8 protein-coding genes and 3 pseudogenes are annotated in these 19,656 nt (G+C 61.2%); 5 read left to right on the forward strand and 6 right to left on the reverse strand.

Features of this window, described 5'->3' with window-relative positions; genetic code table 11:
• The first annotated feature begins 137 nt into the window (after positions 1-137).
• The 3 genes from G3N58_RS01895 to G3N58_RS01905 all read left to right on the forward strand — a co-directional run bounded on the left by G3N58_RS01895 (position 138) and on the right by G3N58_RS01905 (position 7,894).
• Positions 138-1,037 (forward strand): hypothetical protein, encoded by a 900-nt coding sequence (locus tag G3N58_RS01895; protein ID WP_167037264.1) that lies wholly within the window; start codon positions 138-140, stop codon positions 1,035-1,037.
• Positions 1,037-7,399: a type I polyketide synthase gene (locus G3N58_RS01900; RefSeq protein ID WP_205998355.1), complete on the forward strand. Its 6,363-nt coding sequence runs from the start codon at positions 1,037-1,039 to the stop codon at positions 7,397-7,399. The genes G3N58_RS01895 and G3N58_RS01900 overlap by 1 nt, the downstream gene beginning before the upstream one ends.
• Before the next feature lie 63 nt (positions 7,400-7,462).
• On the forward strand, positions 7,463-7,894 hold the full coding sequence (locus G3N58_RS01905) for a DUF4188 domain-containing protein (RefSeq protein WP_205998356.1): 432 nt from the start codon (positions 7,463-7,465) through the stop codon (positions 7,892-7,894).
• Positions 7,895-8,164: 270 nt separating this feature from the next.
• On the opposite strand, the gene G3N58_RS01910 is transcribed toward G3N58_RS01905, so the two are convergent.
• The 4 genes and pseudogenes from G3N58_RS01910 to G3N58_RS01925 all read right to left on the reverse strand — a co-directional run.
• The gene (locus G3N58_RS01910; protein ID WP_167037272.1) at positions 8,165-9,289 is read right to left on the reverse strand and encodes an NUDIX hydrolase; all 1,125 of its coding nucleotides are present in this window, start codon (positions 9,287-9,289) and stop codon (positions 8,165-8,167) included.
• Between the two features lie 1,161 nt (positions 9,290-10,450).
• A pseudogene (locus G3N58_RS01915) lies at positions 10,451-11,347 on the reverse strand (IS3 family transposase); the annotation flags it as partial.
• 283 nt (positions 11,348-11,630) lie between these two features.
• Positions 11,631-12,650: an IS110 family transposase gene (locus G3N58_RS01920; protein WP_205998357.1), complete on the reverse strand. Its 1,020-nt coding sequence runs from the start codon at positions 12,648-12,650 to the stop codon at positions 11,631-11,633.
• A 122-nt stretch (positions 12,651-12,772) separates the two neighbouring features.
• A pseudogene (locus G3N58_RS01925) lies at positions 12,773-13,056 on the reverse strand (transposase); the annotation flags it as partial.
• A gap of 90 nt (positions 13,057-13,146) precedes the next feature.
• On the opposite strand from G3N58_RS01925, the gene G3N58_RS01930 reads away from it, so the two are divergent.
• Positions 13,147-13,686 (forward strand): hypothetical protein, encoded by a 540-nt coding sequence (locus G3N58_RS01930; protein WP_205998358.1) that lies wholly within the window; start codon positions 13,147-13,149, stop codon positions 13,684-13,686.
• A gap of 40 nt (positions 13,687-13,726) precedes the next feature.
• On the opposite strand, the pseudogene G3N58_RS01935 reads toward G3N58_RS01930, so the two are convergent.
• Positions 13,727-14,173: pseudogene (locus G3N58_RS01935) on the reverse strand (transposase); the annotation flags it as partial.
• 195 nt (positions 14,174-14,368) lie between these two features.
• Positions 14,369-17,029, reverse strand: a complete 2,661-nt coding sequence (locus tag G3N58_RS01940; RefSeq protein WP_205998359.1) for a glycosyl hydrolase family 28 protein — start codon at positions 17,027-17,029, stop codon at positions 14,369-14,371.
• Between the two features lie 830 nt (positions 17,030-17,859).
• Between G3N58_RS01940 and G3N58_RS01945 the strand changes: the two genes are divergently transcribed.
• On the forward strand, positions 17,860-19,602 hold the full coding sequence (locus G3N58_RS01945; protein WP_346778230.1) for a methyl-accepting chemotaxis protein: 1,743 nt from the start codon (positions 17,860-17,862) through the stop codon (positions 19,600-19,602).
• Positions 19,603-19,656 lie beyond the last annotated feature (54 nt).

Raw genomic sequence — 19,656 nt, forward strand, 5'->3', positions numbered from 1 at the left:
AGGCGCGCGGCAGCGCGCGTACGTGAGGTTCCGTTCAGTGTCATGACGGAATCTCGCGCATTGCCCTGCCGCGCCAGCGCGATCCTCATCGAATGTTCGCGCTGTTTTCCACGCCCTCGTCGTGAAGGTGAAAACTGATGGCTGAGATCAATACCGGTATCGCCGCGTTCGAACAATGGGTCGCTCGCAACGCCCACCCTCATGCGCCCGATACGGTTCGCGACGTCGCCCGCAAAATCGCCGTGGTGTCCAGCAGCGTGTTGGCCACCCTGCCTCACATCGAGTCGCTGGTGGCGACTGCGAACGGACAGCCGGTGGTGTCGAACGGCAAGCTGGTCGGGCCGAACGCACAGCAGGTATTGAACGCCGACCAGGCGGTTGCGCGCGCCCGCGCGTCGGGCCAGCCGCAACAACTGCAAGCCAGTCTCGCGGCCAGCCCCGCGACCGGCTGCGCGATGGCGATGAGCCTCGCGCAACGCGCCTCGGGTTTCAACCCGTCGAGTCCCGCGGCGGCCGGCAATCTCAACGGCTTTCTCGCCTACGTCGGTCAACTCCTGCAATGCCCGCTATTTTCCGCGCAACTCAAGGACGAAGTGACGCCGAACATGTCGGGTGACTGGAACTCGGTCATCAACCAGATCGTCGGGTATTACGTCGGCATCGCCGCTCAGGACCTGCAGGACATTCGCGCCGGACTCTGGTCTCTCGCACAGGCCGCGTCGAGCACGCCGTCGACCAACGAAACGCAGAACCTCTTCACGCAGAACACGCTGAATGCCGGTGCCGATTTGCAGGTGTACCTGTATCAGAGCTTCATCGACATGAGAACCGATGTTCAGCACGGCGGCAAGCATTCGCCCGATACCGTGACCAACAACGCATCGCTGCAGTTATGGCGCACCATCCTGCGCTTCGACAGCCAGCATTGGCCCGCGTACGCGCCGGTCATCATGAGCCAGACCGACGCCACGCTGCAAAGCTGGCTGAACGATACGACCACGCCGCAAGGCCCCGTTAAAGTTAACTGGAATATCTGATGAACCGTCGCCTCGAAGACTGGCGTAGCGCCGACGCGTTGCGGCCAGATGAATCCGTTTCCGCGCGCGATGCGCGCATCGCGATCGTCGGCATAGGCTGCCGGTTTCCGGGGCCCGCCATCTCGCCCGACGCCTACTGGCGCATGCTGCTGGAAAGCACGAGCGCGGTTGGCGAAGTGCCCGCCGGGCGCTGGAGCCTCGAACGCTTTTTCAACCCGGACCCGAACGTGCCGGGACGCGCCTATGTACGGCGCGCGGCGTTCCTGCAGCAACCGCTCGACCGCTTCGACGCGGCCTTCTTCGGCATCTCGCCGCGCGAGGCGATGCTGCTCGACCCGCAGCAGCGTCTGCTGCTCGAAGTCGCGGCCGAAGCACTCGACGACGGCGGCATTCCGCTCGACCGGCTGCGCGGCTCGCAGACCGGCGTCTATGTCGGCGGCTTCATGCTCGACAACCAGACGCATCTGCTCAACACCTACAACCGCGACACGATCACGACCCACACGGCGATCGGCTCGACGATGGTGATGCTGTCGAATCGCCTCTCGTATACGTTCGATCTGCGCGGTCCCAGCATGTCGATCGACACCGCGTGTTCGTCGTCGCTCGTCGCATTGCACGTCGCTTGCAGCGCGCTGCTCGCGGGCGAATGCGAAATGGCGCTGTGCGGTGGCGTCAACGTGATGCTGCGGCCCGAGTATATGGTCGCGATGTGCAAGGGCGGCTTTCTCGCGCCGGACGGCCTCAGCAAGGCGTTCGATGCAAGCGGCGACGGCTACGGCCGCGGCGAAGGCGCCGGCCTGCTGATCCTGAAGCCCTTGCATGCAGCGTTGCGCGATGGCGATCCGATCCGCGCGGTGATCGCCGGAACCGGCATCAATCAGGACGGCCGCACCGAAGGCATCACGACGCCCAACGCCGCGGCGCAAAGCGCATTGATCCGCCAGGTGCAGGCAAGCGCGGGCGTGAGTCCCGATGCGATTCAATACGTCGAGGCGCACGGCACCGGCACGCGCGCCGGCGATCGCGCCGAAAGCGGCTCGATCGGCGCGAGCATTGCGACACAACGCAACGGTCACGACGCGCTGCGCATCGGCTCGGCCAAGACCCATATCGGCCACCTCGAAGCAGCGGCCGGCATGGCCGGCGTCATCAAGACCGTGCTCGCGCTCGAACATCGGGTGATCCCGCCGAACCTGCACTTCAGCACACCGAACCCCGACATCGACTTCGCTGCGCTGCGCCTGCACGTTCCGGTCACGCCGGAACCGTGGCCCGCGCACGATGGGCCGGCCGGTGCCGCGATCAACGGCTTCGGCTACGGCGGCACCAACGCGCACGCGATTCTCTTCGAAGCGCCGCAGCGCCCGTGCGCCGTGCCGGAAGAACGGACTCGCCCCGCCGTGTTTCCGCTATCGGCCGCGAGCGAATCCGCGCTCATCGCACGAGCCCGTCAGTTCGCCGATCTGCTCGACGGTAATCCCGCCATGACGCTCAACGACATCGGCTACACCGTCGCGCGCCATCGGACGCAATACCCGCACCGCGTCGGCATCGTTGCGGATTCGCCGGACAGGCTCGCGCAGCAGTTGCGCCTGCTCGCCGACAAACAGGCCGTGGATTCGCTGACCGTCAGCGGCCCCTATACGGCACACACGCAACGCAAGGTCGCTTTCGTCTTCACGGGCATGGGCCCGCAGTTCTATGGCATGGGCGTCGAATTGCTCAAACAAGAGCCCGTCGCGCGCAGCCTGTTCGAACGTTGTGACGCAATCTGGCAGCCGCTCGCCGGCTGGTCGCTCGGCGAACTGTTCACGCACGCGAGCGGCGAGCCGATGACGGCGCCCGAGCATGCGCAAATCGGCAACCTCGTCTTGCAGTTGATGCTCACGGAAGTCGCGCGCAGCTATGGCCTGCACCCCGAGGCCGTGGTCGGCCATAGCGTCGGCGAAATCGCGGCGGCTTATGCGAGCGGCGCACTCAGCCTCGCCGATGTACTGCTGCTGACCTATCATCGCAGCCGGCTCATGCAGCGCACGGCCGGGCTCGGCAAGATGCTGGCGGTCGACCTCGGCGCGCACGAGATCGCGCCGTTCCTCAAAAGCGTCGAGGGCCGCGCGACGATCGCGGCGGTGAACAGTCCCACGTCGGTCACGGTCGCGGGCGATGCGGACGCCATCGTTCAGCTTAACGAAGTACTGACGGTCGAGCATATTTTCAGCCGCATTCTCAAGGTCGAAGTCGCGTATCACAGCCATCACATCGATCCGTTCGAGGCCGAATTCAATGCCTCGCTCGCGTCGCTCGTCGCGCATGTCCCGAGCTTGCCCGCGTATTCGACCGTGAGCGGCACGCTGCTCGACACGGCGGCTCAAACCACTGCGTACTGGTGGCAAAACGCGCGTCAGCCGGTGCGCCTCGCCGACGCGCTCGCCACGATGATTGCCGACGGCTACGACACGTTCGTCGAAGTCGGTCCGCATCCGGTTCTTGCTGTCGCGATCAATGCGTGTCTCCGGCATGCCGGCGCCGAAGGTATCAGCGTGCCGTTGCAGCGGCGCGATCAGGACAGCCGCGACACGCTGCTCGGCTGCGTCGCGCAACTCTATTGCCGTGGCGCCGCAATCGACTGGCGCGCGCATTATCCGGCGGGACAGCGCGTGGCGTTGCCCAACTATCCGTGGGATCGCGACGTGCTCTGGAGCGAGACCGAACTCTCGCGCGCGGACCGGCTCGGCAGCAACAAGGTGCATCCCCTGCTCGCGCAGCGGCTGGACGAACCGCACGCGGCATGGGACGGCGAACTGGCCGCGCATCTGTACCCCTATATGCAGGACCACCAGGTTCAGGGCGAAGCGATTCTGCCGGCCGCCGCCTTCATCGAAATGGCGCTCGTCGCCAAGCGTTCGAAGGGCGAGCCCATTGCCATCGACGCATTGACGATTCATCGCTCGCTGAGCCTCGCGCATACGCCCATCGTGCGGCTGCAACTCGACGACGAAGGCTCGCGCTTCACGATTCACAGCCGTGCGCGCGACGCCGCATCGCCGTGGTCGCTCGGCGCATCGGGACGGCTCTCGGCAATACCCGCGCCGGCGCGCAGTGCCGCGCTCGACCATGCCGCGCTGGCGGCCCGCTGCTCGCTGCCGGTCGATCTCGACTCGTTCTATCGCACCTTTGCCGGTCTCGGTCTGCAATACGGCCCCGCGTTTCGCTGCCTGCAAACGGTCCGCACGAATCCCGGCCGCGACGAAGCGCAAGCCAGCATCGAGATTCCCGTCGAGCATGCGGCCGATGCCATCGACTACTACGTGCATCCCGTGCTGCTCGACGGCGCACTGCAAACCCTGCTCGCGCTGAAAACGGCGGACGCGCCGACGGATCGCTCGATCTACCTGCCCGTTTCGATCGATCAGGTTCGCTTCCAGCACAAGCCGGGCACGATGGCGATCTGCCATGCGCGGCTGACGCGCGAGCCCAGCGGAGAAGCCGACGAAGTCTCCGGCGATCTGGTTCTCTACGATGCGCACGGTCAGGTGGCGGTCGAACTCTTCGGCGTGCGCGCCCGAGCCGTAAAAGTCGTGGCCGAGGCGGAATCGTCACGCGATGCACTTCTGTACAAGACCGACTGGCGCAAGCAGACCGCCAAAACCGGCAAGGCATTTCTCACGCAACAATGGCTCATATTCAACGATGCCGGCGGAATGGGCGACGAACTGGCCGCACGGGCGCACGAACAACGCATCGCCTGCATCACGGTGACACCGGGCGAGGGTTTCCGTCAGACCGGCGACGCCAGCTATGAGGTGGCGCGCGAGTCGCGCGACGACATGGCGCGCCTGATGGCCGCACTCGCCGACCGTAAGCTCGACGCGGCAATCTATCTATGGGGACTCGACGCCGCCACCAACATGTCGGCAAGCGAATCGCGCATCGCGACCGGCATCGTCGATACGATCGACCTGCTGCATATCGTGCAGGAATTCGAGCGCGCCCGTCCCACCGACGATCTCGCGCTCAGTATCGCCACGCTGCGCACCCAGCATGTCGTGCGCGACGAACTTCACGACGCACCGGGCCAGCACGCGCTGCTCGGCGTCGGCCGCGTTCTGACGCTTGAGCGGCCGCAGTCGCGCGTGCTCATGATCGATCTGAACAGCGCGCAGCCGCTGAGCGCGGCCGGAACGCTGCTCGGCGAACTCGTGAGCGGCAGCGACGAAACCGAAGTGGCGTTCCGCGACGGCGAACGCTACGTCGCGCGCATCGTGCCCTGGCGCGAACCGCGCCGCGAACCGGCGCGCTCCACGCCGGCCACCGGCTACGCGATGCAGGCTGTCGCGCCGGCTCCGAACGCGAGCATCGTCTTCCATGAGATCGCGCGCTGCGCGCCACGCGACGGCGAAGTCGAGATTGCGTTGCAGGACTATGCAATCGACGTCTCCGATACCGGCGAACTCGACGGCCGCGCGAGCGGCATCGTCGTGACGGCGGGCCGCGAGGCCGGCGGCCTGCAAGTTGGCGACCGCGTCGCAGTGCTTGCGCCCACCTCGTCTCTCGTATCGCACGTCACAGTGCCTCATGCGTATGCAGTCCCATGCCGACCGGCGGTTGCCGCGCATCCCGCCGCGACCCGGCTCGACTGGGCGCTCGCGTGGCACGCGCTCTTCGACGTCGCGCAGTTGCGTCACGGCGAGTCGGTGCTGATTCAGCGCGCCGAAAGCGGCTTCGGAATCGCCGCGGCGCAACTGGCGCGCTGGAAAGGCGCGACCGTGTTCACGACCGCGGGCACGGCGGAACAATGCGACCTGCTGCGCGATTTCGGTATCGCCCATGTTTCCGATGGCCGCTCGCTGCGCTTCGTCGATGAAGTCAGCGCATGGACCTCGAACGCCGGAGTCGACGTGGTGCTGAACCGCGCATCGGGCAATCTGCGCGATCGATGCTTCGGACTGCTCGCCTCGCGCGGCAGGTTTGTCGACATCGCAAAAGCATCCAGCGCGCGGCAGCGTGCAAGCGTGCCGCCGGAAGTCTTCGAACGCGGCTTCGTCTATGTGCCGCTCGATCCCGAACGCGTCCGCCGCGAGCAGGCCGACACATTACGCCGCGCGCTCGATACGCTGACACCGCTGCTCGACGACACGACGTTCAAGCCGCTGCCGACCTCGGCATTTCTTCTCTCACACGTCGACGAGGCCTGGCAGATGCTGGCCAAAGACACGCACAGCGGCAACGTCAGCATCGATTTGCGGGATCAGGTCGTCGAACTGGAAACGTGCCTGCCGCGCCCACTCGCGCATGAACAAGCCTGCTATCTCGTGACGGGCGGCTTCACCGGCCTCGGTCTCGAAACCGTCAAATGGCTCGCGATGAACGGTGCGCGCCATATCGCGGTATTGAGCCGCAGCGGTCCGCGCACGGAAGAGGCACAACGTGTGCTCGATTCGCTGCGCGATGAACAGGTACAGGTGCGGAGCGAGCAACTCGACATCGCGGATGCGGCCGCCGTGCAACAGGCGATTGCGAAGATCGAACGGAATATGCCGCCGATACGCGGGGTGATCCATTCCGCCGGACTCGCCGAAGATGCCGGCATCGCCACGTTGCAGGCCGCGGCGGTCGAACGTGTGATGCAGGCCAAGGCGGTCGGCGCATGGAACCTGCATTGCGCGCTCGCGCAGTCGAAGCTCGATTTCTTCGTCTGCTATTCGTCGGTGAGCGCGGCGCTCGGCAATGCGGGCCAGCTCAACTATGCGGCGGCCAATGCATTCCTCGACGGACTCGCGCTGCACCGGCGCGCGCAGGGTCAAGCGGGCACGAGCATCGGCTGGGGTGTCATCGGCGATGTCGGTATGGTCGCGCGCGATGCGTCGCTCGCCGGCCACCTCGACCTGCTCGGCTTGCGCGGCATGGCGTCGGCGCAGGCACTCGCGGTTCTCGAAAGCGCGCTGCAGGAGCACTGGGGCCAGTTCGGCGCGTTCGACATCGACTGGCAACGCTGGCAGGAACGCCTCGCGGGACCACCGGCGCGGCGCCTGTCGGAAATGCTGTCGGTATCGGCCGATAATAGTCATCCCGCTGCGCCGTTCCGCCAGAACGTCGCGACGGCTGCATCGGAAGAGCGCTGGCAGAAGGTCTACGCCGAAGTCGCGGAGCGAATTTGCGGCGTGCTCAAGCTGCCCGCGAGCCGCGTCGATGCGCTCAGCAACCTCACCGATCTCGGCGTCGATTCGCTGATGGCGACCGAGATCGCACTCGTGCTCGAACGCTGCACCGGATACCGGTTCCGCGCGCTCTTTCTCGTGCGCGGCCCGACCATCGCCGAACTGTCCACGCAGATTCTCGATGACATCCTGCAAGCGTAGAGGCGCAACTCGCGACGGTGCGAATACCGAAGAACCGCCGTCGCGAGTCATGCAGACCCGGCGATGATTCACGATCGCGTCACCGCTGAAATCGAGGGCGACTTCGTCGTGTTCATGATCGGCATGCGCATCAACCGGCTCTGGAAAATCCACCGCTGGTTGCCGGTGGTGCGCGCGCTACCGCGCATGCTGCGCGAGTTGAAGACGATGCCGGACGCGGGCCTGCTGTCGTACGAAATGTGGCCTGGACGTACCACGATCGCCGTGCAGTACTGGCGCTCGCTCGAACAACTGCGCGCCTATGCCGCGAATCCCGCAGCGAAACATCTGCCCGCGTGGCGCGCGTTCAGCCGTTTGAGCGGCACTCGCGGTGACGTCGGCATCTGGCACGAAACCTATCTCGTGACTGCCGGTTCGTTCGAGAACGTTTATGTGAACATGCCTCGGTTCGGGTTGGGGAGAGCCGGGGTGTTGAGGTCGTCGCGCAATACGTGAGGCGGGATGTGAACGTGCTTCGTGTGGTGGTCGGGCCCGGTGGGGCGCACTCGCCAGCAACTTAAGGTGCCTGAGTGTCCGAGGTTACAGGCTCAACTCCAATTCCTACGCAATTCGAGAGAAGTCGGTATGCCGCACAGCGACAACAGGCGACATACCGAACACTCGGTTAACGGATTCGAGATTCGCAGGAAACTTCAATGCCTCCTATGAGTTTCCAACGCCGCTCGATGGATGGTCATGAAATTCAGTGCACGCGTTATTGCCTATTCAGGAAGCACGACTATCAATCGGAGCCCCAATAGCCGGGGCGTTTACATTTTGCTTAAGCAGAGCCATAAACTGCTCCGGAGTGTGAGTGCCTTTGTGTGGAAGAATGCTAGCGAACGCGGCACCAAAAAACTCGTGCTTCAACGCGTCAGAATCAGATTCGAACAAGCGAATCGCAGATGCCAGGGAAGTCTCATCAATCAATTTGATCGAATCGTTTTCGGATAGATCGATGACCGCATTTAATCCCAGACTGACGCCGTCCTGGGTGTCATAATTCGAGTCATCGAAGCATTTTTCCAGATCGGAGGTAATCACATCTGAGCACTCGCTCTTAAATTTTCTGATGAGATCTGCTGCACGGTCGCGAACTTCCCGATTTCCCAGGTCTGCCGGCTCGAGGCCGTTGCTCTTATCGCCGAATACAAGCTCTACCGCTGCGGCATAGAAAGGTTTCGCTCTTGAGAGTTTTTCATTCAAGACAGATACCTCACGATTCAATTGGTCTGCCGGGACAATCTCTCTATTTACATAGAGCCCTGTAACATTAAGGAATAGATTTCCGGGTTTGGCCTGCACATCAACGATCCGCTTGGCGATCTCAGCAGCCGACGTTCCGATCTGATTACGCCCGTTTATAGCTCTCAAATTGCGCTCGTCAAGCGTATTGAACAGAGGACCACCGGGAGTGGGATTGCCGAGTTCTTCGAAAAATTCTCGCTTGGCGGTTTGTCCGATCGATTCATTCTTTTCGCACGCACCGTTAGTCTGGACAACCAGTTTTCTCCGTTGACTGTTTGCCGCGACCAGGAGTAAACCCGATTCAGTGTGCACCATCATCATGACAGCACCACTCGCATTCACGGAGTGGTTCATTGCATGTTCCAGCAGCCCTCGATTCTGTTGCGTCTGCCTCCCCGTCGGTAGAGCATCGAAGAGCGAGTCAATCACGCGCCATGTTGGGATTTTCAGCTGTCTCGCTGTGTAGTCCAGGATCGAACTGGATACAAAATCCGGGTTTTCATACACGTCACCTGGAAGCCACCCATCCTTGAGACCGACTTTCGGAAGCTCGTCGAATTTAATCGGACTGACAGGTCGAGTGGTGTGCTGGATTGCGTTCATATTTGGTACCGTGACAAGGTTCTTGTCCTTGACCAAACCGGCGAGTGGGCCATCGACGTTACGACGCGCCCGAGTCAGACTTGCCGTGGGAGGACCGCTCCGCTCAAGTGGGTCTGATAGGGCAGGGGAAACCGTAGTGCGGTTGGAAATGGAGGGTAATCTGGACATAAACGGGTAAGTTCGAGTTAAAAACGTTTTTGTACGGAAAAAATGAGTTCCGTACTCGGTGTAGGAATGCCGACGACCAGCGGACTATCTGGGAAATGTTACATACACATCGTTTTTGCCTGAGTCGCTTTGCGAATACCGTGCACACGGCACGAAGTTAGTCCCGATGGTCGATCACATGGACCGTTTAACAGCAGGTAAACCTCGCAGGCCATTTCCGCCATGACCGCTTCGCATTTAATGAGCGGACTTCGCTTCTGTCGGGACTTTTCCAGTAGAAAGAATGAACCTAGCAGACAGTTGAAATAGCTCCTGCCATCATCATTGGAACGGAAGTGGTAAGTGTCGAAAAAAGAACGGACAACACTGAGATCGAAACTATGCGCAAAGCTGACGGCTACGGATCATGCAAAGACGGTGCTCTTCTTGCATCGCAGTTGAAGGACGGACATCTACAGGCAACACTTTGCCTACATCGAACACGGCACTTCGCGGTTCCACGCGTTGATGATGGTCGGCATGAGAATGCTTCGGCCGTGTGCCAACGCGCCAGCAATAAAGTCCAACGGCCTGCTTTCGTCCGTGACATTGGACGTCGGCATAATCACACGCAGATGACTCGGACTATTTTTACGCCGTTTCAGAGACAACAAAAGACCTCTTGTGCTGTACAGCCGTTCAACCAGCATGCAGGTTGATCGATTTTTTCATCTATGCACTCGATTGTGATTTTCCGTGAATGCTATTTATAGGTTCTCAACCTCTACTTTTAGGTTTTCAAAATGCAACGAATTACCGATCAAGTTCGCCATCTTTGGGATCATGTAAAGGGCAAGTCGTCAAATATTAATGCAAACCCGACTACCTATTCCAATCGACCTGCACGAAGCGCCTCACTAGATGGCCTGAACAATTTGCCAACGGAATTGAAATCTCACATCGCGAGCCTCGCACTGAGGTTCCCCCGGTTTTTCGCTTTCCAGAGGCCCCGGGTTATGCCGCCGCATCCCTTGTCCGCTGAGCCGCAAACCAGTCTTGCATGAACTGGGTTGGCGACATGAAGCCAAGCGATGAATGACGACGACTGCGGTTGTAAAACACTTCGATGTATTCGAACAAGTCCGCGACGGCTTCGCGATGCGCGCGATACCTCGTGCCATGCACCCGCTCGTTCTTCAGGCTGTTGAAGAAGCTCTCCGTCGGTGCGTTATCCCAGCAACTGCCTTTGCGGCTCATGGAGCATTGCATGCCGTACGAGTCCAGCTTGCGCTGGAAGTCGCGGCTGGCGTATTGACTGCCCCTATCCGAGTGATGCAGCACGCCGGGCGCGGGCCGGCGGCGGAACCATGCCATCGTCAGCGCGTCGGTCACGAGCTCCGTCGTCATGCGCGGCTTGACGGACCAGCCCACGACCTCCCGATTGAACAGGTCCAGCGTGAGAGCCAGGTACAGCCAACCTTCGTCGGTCCAGATGTACGTGATGTCCGAGGTGAACACCTGATTGGGCTCGACCGGCGTGAAGTTGCGGTTCAACACGTTTGGCGCGACCGGCAGTTTGTGCCGGGAATCGGTTGTCACGCGGTAACGGCGCTTGTGGCGGGCTCGAATACCGTTGGCGCTCATCAACCGCTCGACCCGTGCCTTGCTGGCCGGGAAGCCGCGCGAGCGAACCTCTTCGGTCATGCGCGGCGAGCCGTAGGCGCCCTTGACCTCGGCGTGAATCGTCCGAATCAACGTGAGCATCTGTGCATCGGTTAGCCGCTGGCGCTCGGGCGTGCCGCCGCGCTTCCATGCACGATAACCGTTCACGCTCACGCAAAGGACCTCGCACAGCGCGGCAAGCGGATATTGCCGGCACTGTGTGTCAATCCAGGCGAACTTCACAGGAGGTCTCTATGAACGCGTCCCGTTTTGCAACAGCTTTCGTGTGTTCAGATTGACAGGATGGGTCGCAGCTCTCTATCCGGCCTTTATGCAGCCGGTGCTGCCGCTGCGGGCCCCTATGAAATTCGCTGACTCGCACCTCATTCCTTCGGCGAGCTCGAAAGCTCCTCCTCCTGTTCAGGTTTTGCGAGTCCCGGTCCTACCTGGCTGGTCATCACACTCGATTGCTGCGCAACCTTTCGACGTTCACCCTTTGCTAAACGTTACTCTTCTCCGTGGCATCCACCGGTCAGGCCGGTTTCATGCTCACGTAGTCTTTTTGGTACGCCCTGTCGTGGGCAAGCACGGCCCAGATCGTGCGCGCCATCTTGTTGGCTAGTGCGACGACCACCACATTTCGCGGTCGCCGTTTCTCTATTTGCTCGACCCACCGGCCTGGCTCTTTCGCGTGCGTTAATACACTGCGAGCGCCGTGAATCAGGAGAGTCCGCAAATAGGTATCACCCCTCTTGCTGATGCCGTGCAGACTTACCTTACCGCCTGAGCCGGTCTGCCTGGGTACGAGACCTGCCCATGCAGCGAACTCCCTACCCGAGTTGAATGCGTTCGCGTCGCCTATCATCGCGACCGCTGCGGTTGCCGTCAGTAAGCCCACACCAGGAATTTCGCTAATCGCCTTGACCGCGGAGTCTTCCTTCTTCCACTCGCGCATGCGCCGCTCAATCTGAGCAATCTGTTCGTCCAGCTTCGCCAGCCCGTTCCATTGATCACGCAGAGTGTCTATCAGGACCGCCGGCAGCCGATCCGCAAGCCGACCGAGTACTTCCGGTATCGTCTTGTCGAGCGCCGCTCGTCCCTTGTTCATCACTTCGCCGTACTCCGTCATCAATCCGCGCAGCGCATTCACCTGCATCGTGCGGAACTTCACCAGTTGCTCCCGCATACGGTGCAATCCGAGCATAGCCTGTTGCATCTCGGTTTTCACCGCTACAGCCTTGCTTGGCTGCTGTACTGCCAGCCAGATTGCCTTGGCATCCGCCGCATCGCTCTTGTTGCGAATGTTGAACGCCTTGACAAATTCCGCCGGCATTAGCCGGACCTTATGGCCCATCCTGGTCAGTTGCCTCGCCCAATGGTGCGCGCCGCCACAGGCCTCCATCCCTATCAAACACGGAGCACGGTTCGCAAAGTGCTCCAGAAATTTTGCCCGCTTAACCGGCTTGTTCACGACCTCTCCGGTTTGCTGATCGACGTAATGCACCTGGAAAACCTGCTTGGCGATGTCTACGCCCACAGCCATACTGTTCATTGTGGATCCTCCGGTTGCCGGGAAATGCTTGCATTTTCCACCTGGGCACACATCGATGCCGTTGGCCCGTGAGGATCCACCTTCCTTTGCTTACGTTCACGGGTGGGACGCGTTCATTTCATTCCTTCGCGAAGAACGCCGCCGCTTTTTTTGCGATTTCCAGCTCCATCTGCAAGCGTTTGTTTTCCGCTCGAAGTCGCGACAGCTCCATCTGTTCCGCCGTGACGGCCTTCGCCCCGGGACCATTCAGCTTGCCGGCCTCAAAAACCTTCAGCCAGTTGCGCAGGGTCTGCGTCGACATACCCAATTCGCGGGCCACGGCGCTCACGCCTTGCCCGTCCTTGATTCGTTGCACGGCGGCTTCCTTGAACTCCGCCGTGTACACCTGGTGCGGTACCTTGAACATTGCTTTTCTTCCTTTGGGTCGAGTTTATACGCGACCTGCTGGAAGACGAAATTTCAGGGGAAGCTCACACAACCTGAAATTCGAAATAACTTGAGACTACTCAACCACGAATGGTCGGCCATCGCGAATTATGCAACGCAAGCAGTCGTCCTCCGGGACGTCGAACATCTGACAGATGTTCTGAATAAGTATCCGATGTTGCGTGATATTGAGGCGGTTGGTCACAGGCTGGAAGAAGCGAAAGATGATGTAAAACAGGAAAGATTGACCGACAAGGAAGCGCAAGAAATTGCGAATTCAGCCGTCAACGTCACCCACCTTGATCTAGGACACAATCGGATCGGTGACGCGGGCGCGCAAGCACTGGCGACGAATCGTACGTTTACCCGTGTGAATCTTGAACGCAACGCCATCGGGAATAGCGGCGCGCAGACCTTGGCAGAAAATGACACGCTCATTGCGCTTGATTTGAGCTTCAACAACATCAAAGATGCTGACGCGAAGGCACTAGTGAACAGTACCTCCCTCGTCTATCTTGATCTGCGTCACAACCCCATCATCCCTGAAGCAAAGGAATGGATTCGGGATAAGGCAGCTGAAAATGAGATGGAGGTCCATCTGTCGGACTAGACCTGAAAGCCGTGGCGAAATTAAATTTCGGGTCTGTCTGTGCGGGACGAACCTGTACAGCGGCAAAACGTGAGGAAAGTGTCGCGTTGCTGCTTTCCCGCCATGTAATCGTTTGCCAGGCGTTAAGGGGTAATTGCGTGGCCAGTTCCTTGACCGCGAACGGTTCATGGCCGGGCGCACGCCGCAACAATGTCGGCGGCTTGCTGCGGACCTGGATGGAAGTGGTGCCGTACCAAGCGCCCACACAGAGGTGCCCGACTGCCCCCTACCGCGTAGAACAAACCCAGTCCCGTTACGCCATCCCGGAAAGCGGTTTCGTCGCCGCATCCGGCATCGGCCAGCACGATCCCCGGCGCAACGCCGGATGCTATAGCCTCGCGAAGCTGGGCCAGCGCAATCTATGGCCTGCTTTCGAAGGCCAGATCGTCTGGGGAATGCCAGCGCAGCGGGCACGTTCCCGGCCGTCAATCCATTCCCTGGCAACATACGTGTGACGTCAGGACCTCATCCACCAACGACTGTTTGAATTTCCGGCAAGTACTTTGCCATGTACTCCCCCAAAGAGAGCGGACGGGCGTCCAACATTTAATGGCATCGAGTTCACTCGCGGGGCTTTCCCTCCTGCATCCAGCAGGACTCGCGGCATCACACCGCGAGTCCCGCACCTTCAAGAGAACAATCTTTACTTCACATTCGGAAACACCGGCCAGGACGATGCCTGATCGCACAGCGACAGCTTCGGATTCTGCGCGACGATCGTCGCCGCGGGGTTCGTGTCGCCCGCCGCGCCCGCGTCGTCGCTGCCGTTGACGGTCAGGTTCAGCGTGTTCGTCGTGGCCGTGTACTTGCCCGCGCCGCTCGACGTGTTCGTCAGAATACCGCCTGTACCGTGAGCGAACGACTGGCCGATCAGGCTGACATTCGCGCCGAGGTTCAGCGTCGCATTGGCCGCCTTCGATTGCGAAGAACCGTCGGTCGAACCGATGTTCACCACGCCCTTGCTCAGGTTCGAGATGCCGAGCACAACGTCGTTATCCGCGACCACGTTATTCATGTTCAACTGAATGACGCTTTGCGTATTGGCGAAGCTCGTATCGGCATGCAGGCCGCGGAAGGTCAGATTGCCGCCGCCCGCTTTACCCGCAGCCTTGTTGGCCGGAATGTTCATCATCCGGACGTTGCTGAGGTTGATGTCGTGGAAGCTCGGAATCAACCAGCCAAGACCGGTGTACGAAATCGGATCGGCACTCGGGCCCGTGTAGTACATGTCGAACACGAGGAAGTCCTTCACCCCACGCATACATGCGCCGTCGTAGTAGATGTTGCTGACGTCGCCACCGCGCGCCTGGCCGCTCTTGATGCGCAGACCCACGATGCCCATATCCGTCGACGCATTGGTGCCGTCGTAGATATTGTCGAAGTAGTTGTCGTAGAAGTGAATGTTTCGGATACCTGCATTGGTCGGGCTGCCGATCGACAGGCCGTGACCGTTGTAGTTGTGGTTGTGCGCAACCGTAATGCCGTAGGTGCGGTTCGACGAAACGTCGCGGTTGCCGTCGATGCCCCACGCCATATTGGCCGCCGCCGAGCCGTTCTGTGCGCCGTGCGTCGCGGCCGGACGCGGGTCCTGCAGGCCGCCCTTGAACGCGACGTTGTCGTCGGACGGGCTCAGGTAGTTGTAGACGATCGCGACGTTCTTCACATAACCGTCGAAGTAGACCTGCCCCGCCGACGTCGTCGTGCTGCCCGTGCCGAGCGCAGCGTGCTCCGGCCCCGCCGCAACGCTCGGATCGACGCCATCGGTGTTCTTCACGCCGGTCGAGCTGGCGTCGATCGTCGCGCCCGTGTAGAGATGCGAGTACGAACCGCTGACGCCGTCGAAACCGTCGTTGTTCATGCCGACGCTCGCCTGGTTCGCCGCATCGGGCAGCAACGGCGTGATGATCTTGATGCCCCACACGCTCAGGCCATCCACGCCGTCGGCTTCGACGGTGAAGAAGGTGCTGTTGCGCAGCGTGATCTGATACAGCGAGAGGTTCTTCGATTGCTGCATCCAGACCATGCCGGGGTTGCCCTGGAAGCTGTACGGGCCGCCGCCGATGTCCTTGTTGCCGTGATACGAGATGTCCCACCAGCTCGCCGGTACCCAGCGCGCGCAACCGGCCGTGCCGGCATTGCAGCCCCCGCCCGTGACCGTCATGCCGCCCGGCACGCTGGTCGCCTGGCGGTTCACCACATAGGTGACGGCCGGCGTGGTGAGCGTCGTCTTGCCCATCGCGGTCACGACGTCGCAAGCGGTGCCTTCGGGCGCGAGCGTGCCCGCGCGGTAAGCCGCGATCGTGTTCGTGCAGCTGAACTTCGGCGTCGTGACGCCGCTGATGTTGTTGCCCGAATACGTGAACGCCTCGGTGACGCCGGTTGCCCAGCGGATCGTCGGATACTGCGACGACGAGCTGATGAGCGGCATATAGCCACGCGCGTCGATCGAGCCGTTACCCATGATCGAGGTATTGACCGTATGCGTACCGCGAATCAGCGGATAGCAGTTCTGCATGCCGCTGACGCCCGCGAGCGTCGCCTGGCCCGCGTTGACAGTGCCGGCCGGTGCGGGCAGCCCGCTCGGATTGTTGATCGCGGCACCGCAGGTGATCGCGTTCGGCCGGTCTTGCGCGCTCTTGTCGTAGACCACGACGTCGCGGCTCGCGAACAGCGTGACGCCGTCGTCGATCCACAGCGTCACGCCCGACGGCAGCACGAGCGGACCGCTCAGGAACGCATTGCCCGCGCCGCCGCTGTTCCTGACCAGACGCACCGCGAATTTGGTGGCCTTGTAGGACGGATCCGAGAGTGTTTCGCTTGAGGCACCCGCGATGTTGACGAGCGGATTATTGGCCGCCTGTTGCGTGGCAGCAGCCTGCTGATCGGCCTGCACGATCTTCGCGCCGACTTCCGCGTCGACGGTTGCGCCGCATGCGTCGAGCGCGGCCTGGATGCGCGCCTGGTCCGGATTGTTTAGCGCCATCGTCGCGCCACCATAGGTCGCGGGCGTCGGGTCCGCGCTGACCGGCAGCGAGCCGTCCGCGTTCTTGACGAGCTTGTTGCTGGCTTCGAGAACCGAGCAAACCTGGGTATCCGACGGCAATGCCGGGGAATCGGGCAGGTTCGCGTCGGCGGCGTAGCGGCCCGGCGTCCAGGCCGGGGTAGTCGGCGTGGTCGGGTTGGTGGGTGGGGGCGTCGTCGAGCTGGTGCTGGAGCTTGCAAGGCCGTTTCCATCGCCGCAACCGGCAACGGTCAGGACCAGCAGGCCGAGCACGACCAGCTCTCGGGCTGAGCGCATCTTCATGAGTCATCTCCTTGGGGTAAATCCAGTCCGTGCTCTTGTCAGACCTCTTCCGCTCCTCGTGTCGATGCCGGGAACGCAGCAGATCAGGCAGAGACGTTAGTGTTTGTTATAAGACATCGTATAAGACACAACCTAAATTCTGGGCGGCGAGCCGGTCCGCGAAAACTTCCACGGATATCGCGACACGTATGCCGACAGGGCGATACAGCCACGGACCGAAAGCCTGAAAACCGCGCTGCAACAGGAATTTTCATCCTGCATGAGGCGATGTCTCGCCGCTGATTGCCTACTAGGCCAGCCGCCCGGCAATGACCGGCCTCGGCAAACTTCACGGAGCAAAGTCGTCGAGCAATGACGTAATTCATCGTACAACGTGTGCCGAATAATGCGTCAGCCGACCCGGCTCTTTCAATTACAGTAAACCCCACCCTTTCGGAGCAGGATCGCGTTGGGACGAGGTAAAGAGAGGCTGAATGGCGCGATTTTCGGACATGCCATCCGGCTTGATCGGTCGAAGTTTGTGAGGCTCATGTTGTCAGTCATATTTATCCAAAACCTGACAAATCATGAGCGCAGCGAGAGACCTTGCTGACAGATACGGACGGATCGCCCATGCGATCGTCCGCGCCGCGCAACCTCATGCCACGCGAGCACCCGACACCAGACGAACCACACAGGGCTTCTTCTGCAAGAAAGGGGGACGCTAAAGAATTTCCCCGATGCGTCGTTAATCCTTACGGCGACTTGATCGACATCTTCGGCCCCCGTTCTTTGGCAACACGCCCGCGTGCCATGCGATTTGATACCGCTGCTCAGGCGACGCATTCCAGGTGAGCCGACGTGCATCAGCACCTTACGTCAAACCACATCTCCTGAAGGGACTCCTTTTGAACCAGTTTTTCTCGACTGTCAGGTCCAAGATCATCGTGGTATTCGTGACCTGCATGGCACTCACCTTGATGATCGGCGCCTTCGGCCTGCGTGGGATATCGGCACTGAGCGAATCGCTACATGACACCTACGCCAACATCGTCATCCCGATGAACAACGTGAATGCCAGCGGCGCCGACCTGCTGCATATCCGCCTGATGCTCTGGCGCACGCTGGCGCAAAAGGACATGACGCTGGTTTCGAAGACGCGCAACTATTCCGCACAGTTGGAAAAGGACTGGAAAAGCTACTACCCGAACGGCGTGTCGAACAGCGAAGAACGTGCAGTGGCCGACAAGATGGATGGTCAGATTACCCAGTACCGCGAAGCCGTCGACAAGGAATTGCAGATCATCGAGCAAGGCTATTTCGACCAGGCGGCCAGTTGGCAGGGGCAATCCGTCACTCCGGTGGGAGACAGTCTCACCTCCCTGCTTGCGCAGGATGCGCGGATCAACGCCAACCATGCAAGAGACAACGACCGCGATGGCACGACTCGCGCCGGACAACTGAAATGGATTTCCGGCGCGCTGCTTCTCGCCGGCACCTTGTTGTCCATCGGCGCGGCGGTCTATCTGGTACGCGCCATTACGCGGCCGCTGGACCGGACCGTGCGCATCGCCGGCAACATTTCGCAAGGCCGGCTCGACGGTCAGATCACCGTGGATGTGGGCGGCGAGTTCGGCCAGTTGCTGGAAGCCATGAAGACCATGAGCCGGCAACTGGCCACCACGATTCGCGGCATTCGCGCCGGCAGCGAATCGGTAACGGTCGCTTCGGGGCAGATTGCCGCGGGCAACCAGGACCTCTCGGCACGCACCGAAGAACAGGCGGCGTCGCTCGAACAAACCGCCGCGAGCATGTCCCAACTGACCGAGACGGTCAAGCAGAACGCCGAAAACGCCCGCCAGGCCAATTCGCTCGCGGCCAATGCGCGCGAGATGACCGATGCGGGCAGCACGGCAGTCGGCACGATGGTGGCGACGATGCGGGAGATCAGTACCGACTCCGCAAAAATCGCGGAGATCACCGCGATGATCGAGGGCATCGCGTTTCAGACCAACATCCTGGCGCTGAATGCGGCAGTCGAGGCAGCCCGTGCCGGTGAGCAGGGCCGCGGCTTCGCGGTGGTCGCCGGCGAAGTGCGCTCGCTGGCGCAACGCGCGTCGGCGGCGGCCAAGGAGATCAAGGAGCTAATCGAGGCGTCGTCGGGCAAGGTTCAGCGCGGTGCGCAGCAGGCCGGCGAAGTGGGCGGAACCATGGACAAGGTCATCGAAGCGATTGGCCGGGTATCCGATATCGTGGGCGAAATCTCGGCGGCCTCGGACGAGCAAAGCAAAGGCATCGTTCAGGTACACCAGGCGATCAACCAGATCGACGAGGTGACGCAGCAAAACGCGGCACTGGTGGAAGAGGCTGCTGCTGCGGCTCAGTCGCTGCAGGAACAGGCCGGCAAGATGAAAGCCGACGTGATGTTCTTCAGGCTCGGCGAGGAAGTATCGTCGGTCCAGCAGGCTGCTTTCAAGGAGACGAGAGCCGCGCAGCCGGTGAAGCCGCAGGTGGCGAAGGTAACAGCTGCGGCCCTGCCGGCACCGGTTGCGGTCGCGGCAGCCAGCAATGCGCAGGAATGGGAAAATTTTTGAGCGGCGTGAAGTGCTGCTGATGGCTTTGAAAAGAAGCCCCGTCGCCGGGGCTTT

Origin of the sequence: Paraburkholderia sp. Ac-20342 (genome assembly GCF_017104985.1) — a bacterium.
Taxonomy (GTDB): Bacteria; Pseudomonadota; Gammaproteobacteria; order Burkholderiales; family Burkholderiaceae; genus Paraburkholderia.